The organism is Gramella sp. MAR_2010_147 (assembly GCF_900105135.1).
Lineage (GTDB): Bacteria > Bacteroidota > Bacteroidia > Flavobacteriales > Flavobacteriaceae > Christiangramia.
Genome location: NZ_LT629741.1, coordinates 521,402 through 537,676, shown reverse-complemented (window position 1 = coordinate 537,676; position 16,275 = coordinate 521,402). Strand labels below are relative to the sequence as shown.

Sequence of the window (16,275 nt, the reverse complement as noted above, 5' to 3'; positions counted from 1 at the left end):
ATTACTTCTTTCCTTCCATTTTGTCTTTCAACGCTTGAAGATCAGCATTAACATCACCAATAGTAGTGGCGTTATCTTTGTTCTGCGAAGCTGATTTCTTAGCAGCCTGCTTAACAATTTTTTGCTCTTCTTCTTTGTGAATTACCATGTGAGAAGCTACCACTCTCTTAAATTCTTTATTGAATTCAATAATCTGGAATTCTGCTTCTTCACCTTTTCCTAGCTTGCTTCCGTCTTCTTTTTCAAGATGTCTCTGCGGAATGAATGCTGTAATATCTTCATTGAAATCTATAGTAGCACCTTTGTCTACGATCTCAGTGATCGCTGCAGTATGCTTAGTTCCAACTCCAAAATCAGCTTCATACTTATCCCACGGATTATCCTCGATCTGCTTATGTCCAAGAGAAAGTTTTCTTCCTTCAACATCAAGTTCAAGAACCACTACTTCAAGCTCATCACCTACGTTAGTAAATTCTGATGGGTGCTTGATCTTCTTAGTCCAGGAAAGATCAGAAATATAGATAAGTCCGTCGATTCCTTCTTCTAGCTCTACGAATACACCAAAGTTAGTGAAGTTACGAACAATACCTTTATGCTTAGAACCAACAGGATATTTAGTAGTAATATCTGTCCATGGATCCTGGCTCAATTGCTTGATACCAAGAGACATTTTTCTATCTTCTCTATCTAAAGTAAGGATCTGTGCTTCTACCTCATCACCAACATTTACGAAATCCTGAGCCGAGCGCAAGTGCGTACTCCAGGACATTTCAGAAACGTGGATAAGACCTTCAACACCTTCAGCAACTTCGATAAATGCACCGTAATCTGCAATTACAACTACTTTACCTTTTACATTATCACCTACTTTAAGTTCTTCGCTAAGTGCATCCCATGGGTGCTGGCTCAATTGCTTAAGACCTAACTGAATTCTAGACTTAGACTCATCAAAGTCAAGAATTACTACGTTCAATTTCTGATCAAGTTCAACGATCTCATTTGGATGGTTGATTCTAGACCAGCTAAGATCTGTAATGTGTACAAGCCCGTCAACACCTCCAAGGTCAACGAATACACCGTAAGAAGTAATGTTCTTAACAGTACCTTCAAGTACCTGACCTTTTTCAAGCTGACCGATGATCTCTTTCTTCTGCTCTTCGATATCTGCTTCGATAAGCGCTTTGTGAGATACCACAACGTTTTTGAATTCATGGTTAATTTTAACCACTTTGAATTCCATGTTCTTACCAACGTAAGCATCGTAATCTCTAATTGGCTTCACATCGATTTGCGATCCTGGAAGGAAAGCTTCGATACCAAATACGTCTACGATCATACCTCCTTTGGTACGACATTTAATGAATCCATTCACTACAAGACTTTCATCGTGTGCTGTGTTTACTCTTTCCCACGCCTTGATCACTCTCGCCTTACGGTGAGAAAGGATCAACTGCCCGGTAGAATCTTCGCGAACGTCGATTAACACCTCAACATCATCTCCTTCTTTAAGGTCTGGATTGTAACGAAATTCATTTAGAGAAATTACACCTTCACTTTTCGCATTGATATCGATAATTGCATCACGATCTGTAATATTAATTACTTTTCCTGTTACAACTTCATCATCTAAAGTGTCAACGAAATTTTCTTCAACTAGCTTTTCAAATTCTTCCAGCTTCTCATCGTCGATAGGATCAATTCCTTCTTCGTAATTGTGCCAGTTAAATTCTTTAAGAAATTTTTCAGGATTGTCCTGTTGTTTTTCTTGTTCAGGTTGAGATTGAGAATCCATACCTGCTACGTCCTGAACATCAACATTCTCAGTGTTGTCCTGAACTTCTTTGTTTTTTGTTTCTTCAGCCATTACTGACTTTAAATTTGTATTCTGAGTTTCTTCGGAAATCTTTCAGCAAAACAGAAACTACAGAAGTTGTTTATAGTTTTGATTTTCAATCCTTTTTGGATTTCCGGTGTTCTGCCAAAAAGGAGTGCAAAAATACGTAACTAAACAAAAATCCGCAACTAATAATTAAATTAATTGCGGATCCTAATTTATGGATATAAGATTCTAAGAATTAACCTCTTTAATCCTTTTCTTTGCAATCTTTAAAATTTCTTCAAACTGGTCATCTAAACCTATATTTGAATTATCAAACTCCATCGCATCATCAGCCATTCTCAAAGGTGAATCTTCTCTTGTAGAATCCATAAAATCTCTGTCTTTAACGTTTTGGAGGACCTCGTCATATTTCACATCGTCACCCCTACCCATTAATTCATCATACCTTCTTTGAGCTCGTTGTTCGGTAGAAGCGGTCATGAATAATTTCAATTCAGCATCTGGAAATACCACGGTACCAATATCACGGCCATCCATCACCACTCCTTTGCTTTTTCCCATTTCCTGTTGTTGCTCTACCAGCATTTTTCTAACCTCGGGAATCGCAGATACCTTACTTACCTGCTGGGAAACCTCCATATATCGTATTTCTTTCTCTACATTTTCATCATTCAAATACATATGACCATAACCAAGGTCTTCATCAAATTCAAATCGTAAACTAATAAACGGTAAATGTCTAACAATAGCTTCTTTATCTATATTTCCTTTAGAAACAAATATTTTCCGCATCATATATAGGGTAACTGCCCTGTACATCGCTCCTGTATCTACATAGATATATCCCAGTTCTTTTGCGAGGCGTTTGGCAACCGTACTTTTTCCTGTTGATGAAAATCCATCTATAGCAATTGTGATCTCTTTATCCATGTAATTTAATTTCTAATGCAAAAGTAAATTTTTATAAAATCAATTCTATGTATTCATAAAAAAGCCCCTTATCGGGGCTTAGTTTTATAAATCCTTGGCATTTTTAACGCTTTGATCTGTAATTGCGATATCTATCACATCGCTCATCTCTTTCACGTAATGAAAAGTTAGACCTTTAACGTATTCCTCTTTGATCTCTTCAATATCACGTTTATTATCTTCACAAAGAATGATCTCTTTAATTCTTGCTCTTTTCGCCGCAAGTATCTTTTCCTTGATTCCTCCAACAGGCAATACTTTTCCTCTAAGGGTGATTTCCCCTGTCATAGCAATACTTTTTTTCACCTTCTTCTGAGAAAAAAGTGAAACTAAAGAAGTAAGCATCGTGATACCTGCGCTGGGACCATCTTTTGGTGTGGCTCCTTCCGGCACGTGAATATGTACATTATACTGGTCAAAAATGGATGGAGTAATTCCAAGTCTCTCTGCATTGGCTTTTATATATTCCATCGCGATGGTAGCAGACTCCTTCATCACCTTACCAAGATTTCCGGTAATACTCAGGTTTCCTTTTCCTTTAGACAGGATAGATTCTATAAAGAGAATATCCCCTCCTACCTGTGTCCAGGCCAATCCGGTAACTACGCCGGCAACGTCATTATTTTCATACTTATCACGCTCCATTTTAGGACTTCCTAAAATTTCAATAATATCTTCATCGCTGACCTTGATACTATACTCCTCCTCCATCGCAATATTCTTAGCTGCATAGCGCACCACTTTTGCGATTTGTTTCTCCAGGGCACGAACCCCGGATTCACGGGTATATCCTTCAACTATTTTTTCCAGTTGCTTCTTTCCTATTTTTAGGTGATCTGAATTTAGACCATGTTCCTCAAGCTGCTTAGGCAATAAATGTCGCTTAGCGATTTGTACTTTTTCTTCAATAGTATACCCCGTAACGTTAATGATCTCCATACGATCTCTTAATGCAGGCTGAATAGTACTTAAAGAATTACAGGTTGCTATAAACATTACCTTGGAAAGGTCAAACCCCATTTCCAAAAAGTTATCGTGGAATTCAGAATTTTGTTCCGGATCTAATACTTCCAGCAACGCAGAAGACGGATCTCCTGCATTACCAACACTTAGCTTATCAATCTCATCCAATACGAAAACAGGATTGCTGGTCCCCGCTTTCTTAAGACTCTGGATAATTCTACCAGGCATCGCACCTATATAAGTCTTTCTATGTCCTCTTATTTCAGCTTCATCACGAAGTCCACCAAGAGAAATTCTAACATATTCTCTACCCAGTGCTTCTGCCACAGACTTACCTAAAGAGGTTTTACCAACTCCCGGAGGTCCATAAAGACAAAGAATAGGAGATTTCATATCATTTCTCAGCTTTAATACAGCGAGGTATTCTATGATACGCCTCTTTACATCATCTAAACCATAATGATCCCGGTCCAGGATCTTTTTAGCCCTTTTTAGATCAAACTTATCCTTGCTGAACTCATTCCATGGAAGATCCAGAAATAAGTCCAGGTAATTTCTTTGGATAGAATATTCAGCCACCTGCGGATTCATTCGCTGCATCTTAGCGAGTTCTTTCTCAAAATGATTCTGAACATCTTCACCCCATTGCTTATCCTTAGCTCTATCGCGCATTTCAACAATCTCTCCTTCATGCGAAACACCACCCAATTCTTCCTGTATGGTTTTCATTTGCTGATGCAGAAAATACTCTCGTTGCTGCTGGCTCATATCGCTCTGCACCTTACTCTGAATATCATTCTTGAGTTCCAGTTTCTGGTTCTCGGTATTCATATGTTTCAGTGTAGAAAGGGCACGTTCCTTAAGATCGTTCATCTCCAGAAGCTTCTGTTTCTCTTCTACACTAAGATTCATGTTAGAAGAAACGAAATTGATCAGGAAAGAATTACTTTCTATATTCTTAATAGCGAAAGACGCTTCCGAAGGAATATTCGGGCTCCCCTTTATAATTTGCAAGGCTAGATCTTTTATAGAATCGATAATTGCAGAAAACTCAGCGTTATCCTTTTCCGGTCTATTGTCCGGTACTTCAGTGATCGTAGCATTCATATAAGGTTGCTCCGTCACCACCTCAGTGATCTGGAAACGTTTTTTTCCCTGAATAATCACCGTAGTATTCCCATCAGGCATTTTTAACACCCTAAGAATTCTCGCCACTACCCCAACCTTATTGATATCTTTAGAAGTTGGATTCTCAACCTCCTCGTCCTTTTGAGATACCACTCCAATGGTCTTACTTCCATTGTTTGCTTCATTAATCAACTTAATAGAAGCATCGCGACCTGCAGTAATAGGAATTACCACACCAGGAAACAACACAGTATTTCTAAGGGGAAGTATAGGTAGGGTTTCAGGCAGATTTTCTCGATTTATTTCCTCTTCATCTTCAGGTGTCATTAGAGGGATCAATTCAGCATCTTCATCAATTCCCTGTAGTGACAAACTGTCAATATTACCAAACTTTGTTTTTGCCATAATTATTTTTAAGTCAAACTGTCATCAAAATTAATATTCGTTAATTTTGAGTAGTTATTTAAAAGCCCTGATAAATAAGGCTTTCAGTTTTATTTCAGATTTTCTATTTCAATGATTCAATTCCTATGCCACGCTGAAAAACAAAATAATTCCTGAAAAGTGTAACATTTATAAAACAAGTCCATCTTTATTACAGAAACCAAGTTTTAATTGACACCAACCATCATACATATTAAAGACCTGGTAGATCGTTGTCGTCATGGCGACCAGCGAGCTCAAATGGAAATTTATGATCGTTATTACAAAGCTATGTATAACACAGCTTATCGCATAACGGGTCATTCTGCTGAGGCGGAAGATATTATGCAAGAATCTTTTCTAAATGCTTTTACCAAAATTGAAAGTTTTAAGGAAAATTCAACTTTCGGGGCCTGGTTAAAACGAATTGTTGTTAACGAGAGTATTACGGCTTATAATAAGATTGGGAAACTGGGAGAAGTAAGTTATAATGACGAATTAAAAAATGAAGTTGATGATATCCCCGCTTTAAATGACGATGATAAAAACAATGCTAAAGTTCGATTAATCCTGAAAAAGATCAAGTCTCTTAAAGAGAATTACAGGCTTGGTTTAACCTTGCATCTTATTGAAGGATACGATTATGAAGAAATTTGTGAAATAATGAATATTTCTTACGCCAATTGCAGGACGATGATTTCCAGGGCGAAGGAGAGCTTAAGAAAGAAATTACAGGATCATGAAAAATAATGACTTTGACAAACTTTTCGATCATTTGAATTTTGATATCGAAGAGCCACATGCCGGCCACAATGAGCGTTTTTTCAAAAAGCTTGACAATTCGCATTCCAGGCTGAGTGAATCAGAAGGAAAAATAAGAAAGCTCTGGACACCAATTATAGCTGTTGCTGCAAGTTTTCTCCTGGCATTCTTTTTACTAGGTGATTTTATTGGCCAGGAAAATTCTGCTAAAAACTCAAACCTAGCAAGTATTTCGCCTGAAATGAAACAAACCCAGGAGTTCTATACAGGTTTAATATCTAAAGAGCTCAATGCTTTAGACGCTGAAAAAAGTCCTGAAACAGAGGTCATTATCAACGATGCCTTATTACAAATGGATAAACTGGAAAAAAGATATGAAGCTCTTAGAAAAGATCTGGTAAACAGCGGAAAAGATAACCGGGTTATTCAGGCAATGATCCATAATTTTCAACAACGTATAGATCTTTTAAACGATGTTTTGTCCCAAATTGAAAATATTAAAACACTAAAGAACCAAAATCATGAAAGCACTATTATCTAGTATATTAATCTTTGCGGTGCTGGCACCCGGCTTACCTTATTTTGATAGCAATAAGACTGCCAAAACCTGTATAGTAACTAATAATGAGTTTAAAGGCAAACACACGAAAGAGAAAAAGATTAAAAAAGAATTCAATGTAAGTGCCAACTCAAATCTTAGCATAGATAACGCCTATGGAAATGTAGATATTACCACCTGGGATGAGAATCGTGTTGTTATTGAAGTTATTATCAAAACGAATGGTAATGACAAGGATAAAGTCGAAGAAAAGCTGGAAGAGATCAATGTAGATTTTGATCAGTCTTCTTCTGGAGTTAGTGCGAAAACCAAATTTTCTAAAGAGGAAAAATCCTGGTGGAAAAGTTTAACCGGTGGTTTTGATAATGTGAACATGGAGGTAAATTATATTATTAGAGCTCCTATAAAAAACAACCTGGATATCGACAATGACTATGGCGGCATTTATATTGATAAAACTACCGGAAATGCTAAAATCTCCTGTGATTATGGGAAAATGGATATTGGCGAATTAAGAGGAAGATCTAATTATTTAAATTTCGACTATACCAGAAGCAGCCATATTGGATATGTAACCAATGCTGAAATCAACGCCGATTATTCAGATTATGAAATTGAGGAAGCGGAACAATTGATCATCAGTGCAGATTACTCTAAATCTAAGATCGGGAAAGTTTCAAAAATGACTTTCAACTGTGATTATGGAAGTATTGAAATTGACAAGGTAAAAGTACTGGAAGGAAATGGGGATTATCTTACTACAAAGATCAATCGTGTTTTTAGTGCTTTAGATGTTAACTTAAATTACGGTTCACTTTCCGTAGAAAAGTTAATTAAAGGAATTCGTAAAGTAGAGATCCATACAGATTATGCCGGGGTTAAGATTGGGTATGACAGGGAAATGAGTTTTCAGTTTGATGTTAGAACATCTTATGGCGGAATTAACGGTCTGGACGAGCTCGAGGTTGAGAAAAGAGATCAAAAAAATAGCAGCAATTCAGTTTCCGGATATTATGGATCTCAGAATAGCGATTCTCAAATCAATATTTCTACCAGTTATGGTAGTGTAAATTTTAGTAAACAATAATCATCCATCAAATAATCCAATTATGAAAAAATTATTTTTATTTCTAACGGCTTCTCTACTATTTATAACTACTGCCTGTGCGCAATGGAATAGTGAAAGAATAAGAGGAAACGGAGACATGGTCACAAAAACCAGAAACGTAGGTTCCTACGATGGTGTGCAACTGGTAGGCTCCATGAACGTTGAGTTAATCTCTGGAAGTGAAGGGAATATCAAAGTTCAGGCTGAAAGTAATCTTCAGGAATTTATTACAACTGAAGTGAAGAACGGAAGACTTAAGATCTCTACCAAAGAAGGTTTTAATCTTAATCCAAAGGATGATATTCTTATTATCGTACCCGTAGAAAGTATAGAAGAGGTTTCAGTTACTGGTTCTGGAGATATATGGACCAAAAACAAGCTTAAGGCTTCCAACATGAAAGTACAGGTAACCGGTTCTGGAGATCTGGTTCTTGACCTTGAAGTTAAAGATCTAAAAGGAATGGTCACTGGTTCTGGAGATGTGAAATTAAGAGGAAAGAGTCAGAATTTTGAATGTACCGTCACTGGAAGTGGAGACTTTGAAGCTTATGATCTACAGGCAGAAAATGTGGAAGCCAGAGTTTCAGGTTCAGGAGACATAATGGTGTATGCCAGCAATTCTTTAAAAGCATCTGTTTCAGGCTCAGGAGATATCGTATACAAGGGAAATCCTGCAAAACAAGACTTTAAAACTCATGGGTCTGGAAGTGTATCTTCCCATTAATCAAATTGAACAGTTCTAAGAGGCTGTGTGAAAGGTTTAATTATCGTCAGGCTGAACTTGTTTTAGTTGATAAACAAGTTTAGTAAATTAAATAAATAGATCCTGAAATAAATTCAGGATGACGATTAACTAATTTCATACCGCCTTTTCTTATCCCTGAACTGTTCGCTTTGGCACTCTCATTAATAAGATTACCCCTGCGATAAAGAAGATTACCAAAAATAAAATTGCATTTCTAACGCTGCCGGTTACCTGGGCTACATAACCATATAAGGACATTCCTATTACAATTCCAATTTTTTCAGCTACATCATAAAAACTAAAATAACTTGCAGTATCCACGGCATTTTCAGGCAACATTTTTGAGTATGTAGAACGAGAAAGCGACTGTATACCTCCCATTACTAATCCTACTGACGCTGCTGCAAAATAAAATTGCACCGGTGTTGTAATAAAATAGGCATAACCACAAATTGCAATCCAGATAAGATTGATGAAAATAAGGACTTTTACATCTCCATATTGTACCGCCAATCTTGAAGTTAAAGTGGCCCCGGCCACAGCAACTAACTGTATTAAAAGAATACTTACAATAAGGCCGGTGGTTGGGTCCTGATCTCCCCATTCCAGCTCTTCGATTCCAAAATAAGTAGCGATAAGCATAATTGTCTGTACTGCCATACTATATACAAAGAAGGCAAGTAAATATCGCTTCAGGGTTTTGTTATGTTTAATAGATTTCCAAATACCTCTAAGCTCTTTGAACCCATTAAACAACACATCATTAGTAAGCTTAGCCTTCTTATTTCCTTTTGGCAGGTAATAATAGGTATACTGACTAAATACGATCCACCAGATACCCGTCAATACAAAAGATAACCTGGTTGGCAGACCTTCATCTTCAAACCCGAACCAGTCATATTTCAGAATCATTAACAAACATAAAATAAGCAAAATAACGCTTCCAACATATCCAAGGGAAAAACCTTTTGCGCTGGCCTTATCCTGCTGTTCTGGATAAGCTATATCTGGCAAATAAGAATTATAGAACACAAGGCTAGACCAAAAACCGATAAGGGCTAAAAAGTAACAAAGAAGACCAAACCATAAGTAATCAAGGCTGAACCAAAACAAACCTATGCAGGAAAAAGCACCTAGATAGCAAAAGAACTTCAAGAAGTTTTTCTTATTTCCAATATAATCTGCAATCCCTGATAAAAACGGACTCAAAAAACTAACAACCAGAAAAGCTCCAGCCGTAACATAACTTATAAGCGAATCATTGTTGAAATCGATTCCGAGAAAAGTAACTGTATCACTTACTTTATTACCATCACTATCTTTAATAATGGTAAGGGCTCCATAAAATATTGGAAAGATGGCGGAAGATATAACTAAACTATAAACTGAATTTGCCCAATCATAAAAAGCCCATGCATGAATAAGCTTTTTACTTCCTTTTGGTAGTTGCTTCATGCACTAAAAATAAAAAAAGCCACCGGATTTGGTGGCTTTTCATTCTTATTTTTAAGATATCTTATTTAAAACTAGTAGTACCGTATTTTTTTGCTTCTGCAATAGCCTCTGGTGCCCATTTTGTAAGATTATTGATTCTTGTTTGAGTTGAAGGGTGAGTACTTAAAAACTCAGGTGGAGCCTGTCCGCTGCTATTTGCCTGCATTCTTTTCCATAATTCAGGAGCTTCTCTTGGATCGTAACCTGCAATGGCCATCATGGTAAGACCAACTCTATCAGCCTCAGCTTCATGACTTCGGCTAAATGGTAACATTACCCCAACCGTAGTTCCCAAACCATATGCCTGTGCAAATATCTGTTGTGTTTGCTGGCTTCTACCGCTAACAGCAACAGATCCTGCAACAGCACCAAGTTGCTGTAATTGTGCTGCACTCATACGTTGAGCACCGTGATCTGCAAGGGCATGAGCAATCTCATGAGCCATAATAGTTGCAAGTCCATTTGTATTCTTAGCTTCATCAAGTATCCCGGTATATACAACTACTTTTCCTCCTGGCATGGCAAATGCATTTGCCTGATCGTCTTTCACAAGATTAAATTCCCATTTAAAATCATTCATAAATCCCTGATAACCGTTAGCGTTCAGGTAACGTTCGGCAGCCACTACAATATCTTCTCCAAGCTTTTTAACCTTTCTTGAATCTTCGGTACCGCGTACTACTTCGGCTTCATCTAAAAATTGATTGTACTGTTCAAAAGACGCAGGGAATAACTGGTCATTAGATACAAAATTCAGGTTCTTCTCCCCGGTAAACGGATTGGTTTTACATGCTACTACTAAAAGAAGCACACTTAACCATAAAAAGGTATTTCTAATTTTCATGATCTATTGGTTTTAGGTACATAAAAGTACAAAAGCAGGAAGTATCTCTGCTGATGGTTTAAGTATGATTTAACACTAAACAGATATTCAAAAACGATACCATTGTTGATATTTGCAGTATTAACAAGGCTTAGAAAGCTTACTTATACTTATGTTATAAAAATTAAAATAAATTGAGGAATTCTTAAATATGACTAAAAAAACTAAAGATAACACCCCTGTACAAAGACTTCTGGTGCCTTCTTACATCTTAGCAATTTCAAAATTGCTAACTAAAGTATCTCCATTCCTGGCTAGTAGATTCGCTGCCAGACTTTTTTTAACTCCCTTCAAATACCAACTTCCAGAAAGGGAAAGAAATATGGATTCCAGTTCTATTCAGGAAAAAGTAATGGTACCCTCAATGAACCGTGAAATTGTTACTTATGAATATGGAAGTAGTGAGAAGAAAATATTGCTTGTACACGGCTGGAGTGGCAGAGGAACTCAATTAGCAAAAATCGCTGAAGAATTAGTGGTCAAAGGCTACAAGGTTATTAGTTTTGATGCTCCTGCGCATGGTAAAACAGAAGGTAAAATAAGTATGATGCCATTCTTCATTAAAGCCGTTCACTTTTTAGACGATAAATATGGACCTTTTGAAGCAATTATTGGACACTCTCTGGGAGGCATGTCTTCTCTAAAAGCTATTAGTAATGGATTACAAACAAAAAAACTGGTAATAATTGGAACTGCAAATAATATTACAGAGATCACCAGACATTTTGCTGATAACATGAAAATGAATCATAAAGTAGCTGCAAAAATGAAAAAATACCTTGATGAAAGATTTGATGAAGATATGGATTCGTTATCCGGAGCCATATCTGCAGAAAATGTAAAAACTCCAACACTTGTTATTCATGATAAAAGCGATGTAGATGTTAAAATAAATTCGGCTTATGAAATACATGAGGCGTTGGAAAATAGCGAATTATATATAACCGAGGGACTGGGACATAGACGTATTTTAGGAAACCCGGATGTAATTAACAAAATATCAACTTTTATCACGGCACAATCTTTGTAATTTTAAGAAAAAGAATATTATGAAAAAGTTATTGCTATTTACCTTCCTCTCAGCTTTTTTAATTAGTTGTAATGGAAATGCGCAAAAAAAATCAAATAAGGATTCCGCAGAAAATTATGAAGTAAATAAAACAGAAGCAGAGTGGAAAGAAGAATTATCTTCAGAAGAATTTGCTGTGCTTAGAAAAGCAGGAACTGAAAGGCCTTTTTCCAGTGAGCTTAATGATATTAAAGAACCGGGAACTTTTGTTTGTGCCGCCTGTGGAAATGAACTTTATGAGACAGAACATAAATTTATGAGTGGAACCGGATGGCCAAGTTTTGACAGGCCAATTGAAGGTGGTGTTGCTTATGGCAGTGATACTAAATTAGGCTACCAGAGAGATGAAGTACATTGTAGTAGATGTGGAGGGCACTTAGGTCATGTATTTAATGATGGTCCCCGGGAAACTACTGGAAAAAGACATTGTATTAATGGTGTCGCGATGAATTTTATTCCTCAAAAAAAATAGAATGAAAAAATACAAAATAGAAAAATCTGAAGAAGAATGGAAAAAGGAACTTTCTCCAGAGCAATATAGAGTATTAAGAGAGAAAGGTACCGAAGCTCCAAATTCAGGAAAATACAACCTTCATTTCGAAAAGGGTGAGTATAAATGTGCAGCCTGCCATGAAAAACTTTTTGAAAGTAACTCTAAGTTCGAAAGTGGTTGTGGATGGCCCAGTTTTGATGATGCTATAGAAGGTAAAGTAGAATATATTCAGGATAAAACTTTCGGGATGATACGTACAGAAATACTTTGCTCCAATTGCGGAAGTCATCTTGGCCACGTTTTTGATGATGGTCCTACAGATACCGGTCAACGCTACTGCGTAAACTCGGCAAGTATAGAATTTAATAAATAACTTAATCTAAATTATTATGAAAAGAATATTATCCCTAATAGTACTAACAAGTTTGTTTTTTATCTCATGTTCTTCAGATGGTGAACGAGGCCCTCAAGGCCCTCCGGGAGAAGATGGAGTGAATATTGTTGGGCAGGCTTTTGAAGTAACCGATGTAAATTTCAATGCACCTGAATATTCAATTTTTGCTGAATTTCCTGCAAGTATAGAAGTACTTCCTTCAGACAGTGTGTTGGTTTACTGGCTGGAAGATGTAGATGATAATGGAAATGATATCTGGAGTTTGATCCCTCAAACCATTTATTTTGATGACGGTCAATTCCAGTATACTTACAATCATACAGATTTTGACGTTAATATATTTTTACAGGGAAACATTGACCTTGCAACACTTGGAGATCGTTATGCACAAGATCAGGTTTTTAAGGTGGTAATTTTGCCTGTAGATTATACCGCAAATGCAACTATTGATGTTAGTAGCTACCAAAGTCTTAAAAACACTGTAAACATTAAGGAATCCAATATTAAAGCAACAGCTCGACAATAATTCCTTATGCTAATCAATAAAAAGTCTGTATCTAAAAAATACAGGCTTTTTTTTATCTCTTTATCCTGTCTATGTAACTTTCAGTTTAGCCTTAAATTCCTTAAATTCGCAAACTCTATAACCAGATTCAAAATATTCCGAATATGAGTAAATATGATATTATTGTTTTAGGTAGTGGCCCGGGTGGTTATGTAACTGCAATCCGCGCTTCTCAATTAGGTTTTAAAACCGCCATTGTTGAAAAGGAAAGTCTTGGAGGAGTTTGCCTTAACTGGGGTTGTATTCCTACGAAAGCACTATTAAAAAGTGCCGAGGTTTTTGATTACCTGAAACATGCTGAAGATTATGGTTTGAAACTTGAAAAAGCCGATAAGGATTTTGGCGCAGTTGTAAAGCGAAGCCGTGATGTAGCCAATGGTATGAGCAAAGGTGTTCAGTTTCTTATGAAGAAGAACAAAATTGATGTTCTGGAAGGATTCGGAAAATTGAAATCTGGAAAGAAAATAGAGGTTACCGATAAGAAAGATAAGAAAACAGAATATCAGGCAGATAATATCATTATTGCCACCGGTGCTCGATCCAAAGAGCTTCCAAATCTTAAGCAGGACGGTAAAACTGTAATTGGTTATCGTGAAGCAATGACGCTGGAAAAGCAACCAAAGAAAATGATCGTAGTAGGATCTGGAGCTATTGGTGTTGAGTTTGCTCATTTCTATAATGCGATGGGAACAGAAGTAACCGTGGTAGAATTCCTTCCTAATGTGGTGCCCTTAGAAGACGAAGAGGTTTCCAAGCAATTTGAAAGAAGTATCAAAAAGGCGGGAATTAAAGTGATGACCAATTCTTCTGTAGAGAGCGTTGAAAAGAAGGATGGAAAAGTTATTGCGAAGGTAAAGACCAAAAAAGGAGAAGAAAAGCTTGAAGCTGATGTAGTACTTTCTGCAGTAGGTATCAAAACGAATATTGAAAATATAGGTCTTGAAGATCTTGGGATCAAAACAGAAAAAGATAAGATCGTAGTTAACGATTTTTACCAGACCAACGTTTCGGGAGTTTACGCTATTGGAGATGTAGTGCATGGCCCAGCTCTTGCTCACGTAGCTTCTGCTGAAGGTATCCTTTGTGTTGAAAAGATCAAAGGCATGGATGTCCAGGCATTGGATTATGGAAATATCCCGGGATGTACCTACGCTACTCCAGAGATCGCTTCCGTTGGAATGACTGAAAAGCAGGCGAAAGAAGCCGGCTACGAACTTAAGGTTGGAAAATTCCCTTTCTCTGCCTCTGGTAAAGCTAAAGCTGCTGGAAAATCTGACGGATTTGTAAAAGTAATCTTCGATGCTAAATACGGTGAATGGTTAGGTTGCCATATGATTGGTGCCGGCGTAACGGATATGATCGCTGAAGCTGTTCTGGGTAGAAAACTGGAGACGACAGGTCATGAAGTATTAAAAGCAGTTCACCCTCACCCAACCATGAGTGAAGCCGTTATGGAAGCTGTTGCTGCTGCCTATGATGAAGTGATTCACTTATAGTAGACAATAGACGTTAGACAAAATAAAAAATCCTGCACTCTTTTAAGTGCAGGATTTTTTATTTTTTGTCATTTCGACCTTAGGGAGAAATCTCTTCTGTAAGTAGCTCTAAATACATTCTGTAATCATGTATAGATATATAATTAGATCTCTCAGTCGCCATGCTCTTTCGAGATGACAACTCAAAATACATTCTATAATTTCGGGATTAGATCACAAAAACAAAATTCTGTATCCCAGGATTCTTTATCACCTTGAAAACAGTTATCCTCCTCCTTCTCTGCCGGTTTGTAGGATTTCTTTACCTTCTCCCCTATTTCAAATTCAACAGGCGAATTAAATATGGGTCCGTCAAAAACAAAGGTGTGAAACTCACCATTTTCACCACAGGGGTCAACATCTGTCGGGAGTTCATTCACAAAGTCAATATCTATTATTCTGCCGCAGAAAGAATCTTCAAGATATTTAGAATTCGTGCAGACCACAATCGCCTTAAAACCAAGATCTATAAATTCTTTAATAAGCCCTTTCGTATCTCTTCCCCATAGTGGGAACACCGCATTAAGGCCTACCAATGCTAATTGTTCTTCCCGGTAATTTTTGAGGTCTTCTAGAAAGATATCTCCAAAAACACTATGCGAAAAACCATCGGCTTTGAAAGAATCTGTGGCTTCTTTCATTTTTTGGTTATAGTCCTCCATACTGGTTTCTGACCCTAATTCAGAAATTTCAATAGGCAAGCCTAATTTTTCTGCCTGTTTTAGAAGGAGCTCTTTTCTCACTCCATGCATGGTCACTCTGCCTACATCTTTATTTAACGTTGTAAGCAGTTTTTCAACCTTATACTCATCCTGACTATTGGTGTAATAAAGTGCCAGAGCAGCATCTTTTCCGCTGCTCCAGTTTAAGTAAGCCTTATTCATTCTTATCATTTAAAAAACTCTGAATGGCCAGATCATAACTTTGTAACCCAAAACCAACGATAATTCCTTTAGCAACTGCTGAAATATAAGATTTATGACGAAATTCCTCGCGGGAAAAGGTATTGGAGATATGAACTTCTACCACTGGGGTCTCCACTGCTGCAACAGCGTCACCAATACCAACCGAGGTATGAGTATATGCGGCAGCATTCAGGATAATTCCATCAAAATCTTCGCGAGCATTGTGAATCATATTGATCAATTCTCCTTCAATATTAGTTTGATCATACGACAGCTCAATATTTCTGAATTTGAACTGCAATTCAGAAAAATAGTTCTCAAAACTTTTATTTCCGTATTTCTCTGGCTCGCGTGTTCCCAGAAGGTTTAGGTTTGGCCCGTTGAGTATTAGTAGTTTCATAAGGTAAATGTATTAAAATTGAAATGAAAAATATAGAGCT

Annotated in this window: 16 protein-coding genes; 9 read left to right on the top strand and 7 right to left on the bottom strand. The window is 37.0% G+C overall.

Going from position 1 to position 16,275, the window contains the following annotated elements; all coding sequences use genetic code 11:
* Nucleotide 1 precedes the first annotated feature (1 nt).
* The 3 genes from rpsA to lon all read right to left on the bottom strand — a co-directional run bounded on the left by rpsA (nucleotide 2) and on the right by lon (nucleotide 5,305).
* Entirely contained in the window at nucleotides 2-1,864 is a 1,863-nt protein-coding gene (rpsA, locus tag BLT95_RS02390) for a 30S ribosomal protein S1 (protein WP_089664468.1), read from the bottom strand.
* A gap of 204 nt (nucleotides 1,865-2,068) precedes the next feature.
* Nucleotides 2,069-2,770: a (d)CMP kinase gene (gene cmk / locus BLT95_RS02385; RefSeq protein WP_089664467.1), complete on the bottom strand. Its 702-nt coding sequence runs from the start codon at nucleotides 2,768-2,770 to the stop codon at nucleotides 2,069-2,071.
* A gap of 84 nt (nucleotides 2,771-2,854) precedes the next feature.
* Nucleotides 2,855-5,305, bottom strand: coding sequence for an endopeptidase La (lon, locus tag BLT95_RS02380; RefSeq protein ID WP_089664466.1), 2,451 nt, complete (start codon nucleotides 5,303-5,305; stop codon nucleotides 2,855-2,857).
* Nucleotides 5,306-5,515: 210 nt separating this feature from the next.
* Here lon and BLT95_RS02375 point away from each other — a divergent pair, with 210 nt between their 5' ends.
* The 4 genes from BLT95_RS02375 to BLT95_RS02360 are packed head-to-tail and all read left to right on the top strand — an operon-like array spanning nucleotide 5,516 to nucleotide 8,476.
* Nucleotides 5,516-6,073 carry an RNA polymerase sigma factor gene (locus BLT95_RS02375; protein ID WP_089664465.1) on the top strand — a complete coding sequence of 186 codons (558 nt, stop codon included), beginning with the start codon at nucleotides 5,516-5,518 and terminating at the stop codon, nucleotides 6,071-6,073.
* Nucleotides 6,063-6,626: a hypothetical protein gene (locus BLT95_RS02370; protein WP_089664464.1), complete on the top strand. Its 564-nt coding sequence runs from the start codon at nucleotides 6,063-6,065 to the stop codon at nucleotides 6,624-6,626. Before BLT95_RS02375 ends, BLT95_RS02370 begins: the two co-directional genes overlap by 11 nt.
* Nucleotides 6,607-7,731 (top strand): hypothetical protein, encoded by a 1,125-nt coding sequence (locus BLT95_RS02365; protein ID WP_089664463.1) that lies wholly within the window; start codon nucleotides 6,607-6,609, stop codon nucleotides 7,729-7,731. Before BLT95_RS02370 ends, BLT95_RS02365 begins: the two co-directional genes overlap by 20 nt.
* Nucleotides 7,732-7,753: 22 nt before the next feature.
* Nucleotides 7,754-8,476, top strand: a complete 723-nt coding sequence (locus BLT95_RS02360; RefSeq protein ID WP_089664462.1) for a head GIN domain-containing protein — start codon at nucleotides 7,754-7,756, stop codon at nucleotides 8,474-8,476.
* A 150-nt stretch (nucleotides 8,477-8,626) separates the two neighbouring features.
* On the opposite strand, the gene BLT95_RS02355 is transcribed toward BLT95_RS02360, so the two are convergent.
* The gene (locus BLT95_RS02355) at nucleotides 8,627-9,952 is read right to left on the bottom strand and encodes an MFS transporter (RefSeq protein ID WP_089664461.1); all 1,326 of its coding nucleotides are present in this window, start codon (nucleotides 9,950-9,952) and stop codon (nucleotides 8,627-8,629) included.
* Nucleotides 9,953-10,013: 61 nt separating this feature from the next.
* On the bottom strand, nucleotides 10,014-10,835 hold the full coding sequence (locus BLT95_RS02350) for a M48 family metallopeptidase (protein WP_172822560.1): 822 nt from the start codon (nucleotides 10,833-10,835) through the stop codon (nucleotides 10,014-10,016).
* Nucleotides 10,836-11,025: 190 nt separating this feature from the next.
* Here BLT95_RS02350 and BLT95_RS02345 point away from each other — a divergent pair, with 190 nt between their 5' ends.
* The 5 genes from BLT95_RS02345 to lpdA all read left to right on the top strand — a co-directional run bounded on the left by BLT95_RS02345 (nucleotide 11,026) and on the right by lpdA (nucleotide 14,891).
* The gene (locus BLT95_RS02345; protein WP_089664459.1) at nucleotides 11,026-11,904 is read left to right on the top strand and encodes an alpha/beta hydrolase; all 879 of its coding nucleotides are present in this window, start codon (nucleotides 11,026-11,028) and stop codon (nucleotides 11,902-11,904) included.
* Between the two features lie 19 nt (nucleotides 11,905-11,923).
* Nucleotides 11,924-12,415 (top strand): peptide-methionine (R)-S-oxide reductase MsrB, encoded by a 492-nt coding sequence (gene msrB / locus BLT95_RS02340; RefSeq protein ID WP_089664458.1) that lies wholly within the window; start codon nucleotides 11,924-11,926, stop codon nucleotides 12,413-12,415.
* Nucleotide 12,416: 1 nt separating this feature from the next.
* Nucleotides 12,417-12,809 (top strand): peptide-methionine (R)-S-oxide reductase MsrB, encoded by a 393-nt coding sequence (msrB, locus tag BLT95_RS02335; protein WP_089664457.1) that lies wholly within the window; start codon nucleotides 12,417-12,419, stop codon nucleotides 12,807-12,809.
* 16 nt (nucleotides 12,810-12,825) lie between these two features.
* The gene (locus tag BLT95_RS02330; RefSeq protein WP_089664456.1) at nucleotides 12,826-13,356 is read left to right on the top strand and encodes a hypothetical protein; all 531 of its coding nucleotides are present in this window, start codon (nucleotides 12,826-12,828) and stop codon (nucleotides 13,354-13,356) included.
* A 143-nt stretch (nucleotides 13,357-13,499) separates the two neighbouring features.
* Nucleotides 13,500-14,891 (top strand): dihydrolipoyl dehydrogenase, encoded by a 1,392-nt coding sequence (lpdA, locus tag BLT95_RS02325; RefSeq protein WP_089664455.1) that lies wholly within the window; start codon nucleotides 13,500-13,502, stop codon nucleotides 14,889-14,891.
* Nucleotides 14,892-15,085: 194 nt separating this feature from the next.
* Here lpdA and BLT95_RS02320 read toward each other — a convergent pair whose 3' ends face one another.
* Entirely contained in the window at nucleotides 15,086-15,814 is a 729-nt protein-coding gene (locus BLT95_RS02320; protein WP_172822559.1) for a diphthine--ammonia ligase, read from the bottom strand.
* The gene (gene aroQ / locus BLT95_RS02315) at nucleotides 15,807-16,235 is read right to left on the bottom strand and encodes a type II 3-dehydroquinate dehydratase (protein WP_089664453.1); all 429 of its coding nucleotides are present in this window, start codon (nucleotides 16,233-16,235) and stop codon (nucleotides 15,807-15,809) included. The genes BLT95_RS02320 and aroQ overlap by 8 nt, the downstream gene beginning before the upstream one ends.
* Nucleotides 16,236-16,275 lie beyond the last annotated feature (40 nt).

What these genes read in the sequence shown, in the direction of transcription:
- BLT95_RS02355 (WP_089664461.1), bottom strand. Translation starts at nt 9,952, where the DNA reads ATGAAGCAACTACCAAAAGGAAGTAAAAAGCTTATTCATGCATGGGCT.
- aroQ (WP_089664453.1), bottom strand. Translation starts at nt 16,235, where the DNA reads ATGAAACTACTAATACTCAACGGGCCAAACCTAAACCTTCTGGGAACA.
- BLT95_RS02370 (WP_089664464.1), top strand. Translation starts at nt 6,063, where the DNA reads ATGAAAAATAATGACTTTGACAAACTTTTCGATCATTTGAATTTTGAT.
- BLT95_RS02330 (WP_089664456.1), top strand. Translation starts at nt 12,826, where the DNA reads ATGAAAAGAATATTATCCCTAATAGTACTAACAAGTTTGTTTTTTATC.
- msrB (WP_089664457.1), top strand. Translation starts at nt 12,417, where the DNA reads ATGAAAAAATACAAAATAGAAAAATCTGAAGAAGAATGGAAAAAGGAA.
- BLT95_RS02320 (WP_172822559.1), bottom strand. Translation starts at nt 15,814, where the DNA reads ATGAATAAGGCTTACTTAAACTGGAGCAGCGGAAAAGATGCTGCTCTG.
- BLT95_RS02365 (WP_089664463.1), top strand. Translation starts at nt 6,607, where the DNA reads ATGAAAGCACTATTATCTAGTATATTAATCTTTGCGGTGCTGGCACCC.
- lpdA (WP_089664455.1), top strand. Translation starts at nt 13,500, where the DNA reads ATGAGTAAATATGATATTATTGTTTTAGGTAGTGGCCCGGGTGGTTAT.
- BLT95_RS02360 (WP_089664462.1), top strand. Translation starts at nt 7,754, where the DNA reads ATGAAAAAATTATTTTTATTTCTAACGGCTTCTCTACTATTTATAACT.
- rpsA (WP_089664468.1), bottom strand. Translation starts at nt 1,864, where the DNA reads ATGGCTGAAGAAACAAAAAACAAAGAAGTTCAGGACAACACTGAGAAT.
- cmk (WP_089664467.1), bottom strand. Translation starts at nt 2,770, where the DNA reads ATGGATAAAGAGATCACAATTGCTATAGATGGATTTTCATCAACAGGA.
- lon (WP_089664466.1), bottom strand. Translation starts at nt 5,305, where the DNA reads ATGGCAAAAACAAAGTTTGGTAATATTGACAGTTTGTCACTACAGGGA.
- BLT95_RS02345 (WP_089664459.1), top strand. Translation starts at nt 11,026, where the DNA reads ATGACTAAAAAAACTAAAGATAACACCCCTGTACAAAGACTTCTGGTG.
- msrB (WP_089664458.1), top strand. Translation starts at nt 11,924, where the DNA reads ATGAAAAAGTTATTGCTATTTACCTTCCTCTCAGCTTTTTTAATTAGT.
- BLT95_RS02350 (WP_172822560.1), bottom strand. Translation starts at nt 10,835, where the DNA reads ATGAAAATTAGAAATACCTTTTTATGGTTAAGTGTGCTTCTTTTAGTA.